At 73.7% G+C, this 1,855-nt stretch carries 3 protein-coding genes; all 3 read left to right on the top strand.

The window, feature by feature from the left end:
• On the top strand, positions 1 to 150 hold a 150-nt coding region (locus tag ACXJKG_RS20900), incomplete at its 5' end, for a ParA family protein (protein WP_456847638.1).
• The gene (locus ACXJKG_RS20895) at positions 134 to 1,036 is read left to right on the top strand and encodes a segregation and condensation protein A (protein WP_456847637.1); all 903 of its coding nucleotides are present in this window, start codon (positions 134 to 136) and stop codon (positions 1,034 to 1,036) included. The genes ACXJKG_RS20900 and ACXJKG_RS20895, both read left to right, overlap by 17 nt.
• Positions 1,033 to 1,716 carry an SMC-Scp complex subunit ScpB gene (gene scpB, locus ACXJKG_RS20890; protein ID WP_456847636.1) on the top strand — a complete coding sequence of 228 codons (684 nt, stop codon included), beginning with the start codon at positions 1,033 to 1,035 and terminating at the stop codon, positions 1,714 to 1,716. The genes ACXJKG_RS20895 and scpB overlap by 4 nt, the downstream gene beginning before the upstream one ends.
• Positions 1,717 to 1,855 lie beyond the last annotated feature (139 nt).

The following is a 1,855-nucleotide window of genomic DNA, read 5'->3' as shown; positions in this document are numbered from 1 at the left end:
CTGCTGCACACGGTGAGCAGCCGGACCGTGAAGTTCCCGGACGCGTCCGTGGCCGCCGAGCCCATCACCACCTACGCCCCGACGCACGCCGGTGCGGCGGCCTACCGCCAGCTGGCTCGTGAGCTCGTCGCTCGTGGCGACGCCGCCTGACCGGCGCGCGGTCCCGCCCGAGCAGCCCGTCTCGACGCCCGCGCCCGTCGGCACCCAGGCCTTCGAGGTCCACCTCACCAACTTCAGCGGCCCGTTCGACCTGCTGCTCGGCCTGATCGCCAAGCACAAGCTCGACATCACCGAGGTGGCGCTCGCGCAGGTCACCGACGAGTTCATCGCGCACATCCGGGCCGCGGAGAAGGACTGGGACCTCGGGCAGGCCAGCGAGTTCCTGGTCATCGCCGCGACCCTGCTCGACATGAAGGCCGCCCGCCTGCTCCCGTCGGCCGACGTGGAGGACGCCGAGGACCTCGAGCTGCTCGAGGCGCGCGACCTGCTGTTCGCCCGCCTGCTGCAGTACCGCGCGTACAAGCTGGTCGCCGCGGACCTGGCCGAGCGGTTCGCCACCGAGGGGCGCCGGTTCCCGCGGCTGGTCACCCTCGAGCCGCACCTGGCGGCGCTGCTGCCCGAGCTGATCTGGCAGATCGGCCCCGAGCAGCTGGCGGCGATGGCGGCGAAGGCCGCGATGCCCAGGGCCGCGCCGCCCGGTGTCGACATCAGCCACCTGCACGCCCCCGCCGTGAGCGTCCGCGAGCAGGCCGCCGTCCTGGTGGACCGGCTGCGGCACGGCGGCTCGATGTCGTTCCGTGCCCTGACCGCCGACGCCGACGCGACGATCGTCGTGGTCGCACGGTTCCTCGCGCTGCTGGAGCTGTTCCGGGAGGGCGCGGTCGCGTTCGACCAGGTCACACCCCTGGGCGAGCTCACCGTGCGGTGGACCGGCGCCGAGGAGGGCGAGGTCGAGGTCTCCGACGACTTCGACACGCTGGACACCACGCTCGACGCCGAGCTCGCCCGTGAGAGGGCACCCGAGGAGGACGCATGACGGACGAGACCCTGCCTGACGAGACTCTGCCCGACGAGGCGGCCGAGGTCGACGCCACCGCGGTGGAGTCCGCCGCCGCCGACGAGCTCGCCTTCGACGTCGACGACCTGCCCGGCGGTGCCCTGGCGGCGCTCGAGGCCGTGCTGATGGTGGCCGACGAGCCGATCCCGGCCGTCCGGCTGGCGACCGTGCTCGCGCTGCCGACCGCCCGCGTCGAGGCCCTGCTCGACGAGCTCGCCGCCGAGTACCGCGGCGACCTCGGTGGCCGGCCGCGCGGATTCGAGGTCCGCCGCGCCGGGGAGGGCTGGCGCATCTACTCGGCGCCCGTGTACGCGGATGTCGTCGGCCGCTTCGTCCTGGAGGGGCAGACCGCCCGGCTCACGCAGGCCGCGCTCGAGACGCTCGCCGTCATCGCGTACCGGCAGCCGGTGACCCGCGGGCAGGTCTCGGCGGTGCGCKGGGTCAACGTCGACGGCGTCGTCCGCACGCTCACCACCCGGGGACTGGTCGCCGAGGTGGGGACGGATCCGTCCAGCGGTGCGGTCCTGTACCAGACCACGGGATACTTCTTGGAGCGGATGGGGCTGTCCAGCCTGGACGAGATGCCCCCGCTCGCGCCCTACCTGCCGGACATCGACTCCTTCGAGGGTGTCGACCAGGCGATCGGAGACATCAGATGAGCCCGCAGGAACGACGTTCGGGGGGCGCCGGTTCGTCCGGCGGTCAGTCCAGCGGCAGGAGCAGCTCGGGTGGCGCGCCGCGCAGCAGCGGCGGCTCCGGCGGCGGTCAGCGCGGCGGCAGCAGCTCCGGTGCGAGCCG

The organism is Cellulomonas sp. P5_C6 (genome assembly GCF_054049635.1).
The sequence above is the reverse complement of the archived record's forward strand: the minus strand, read 5'-3'. Positions and strand labels throughout refer to the sequence as shown.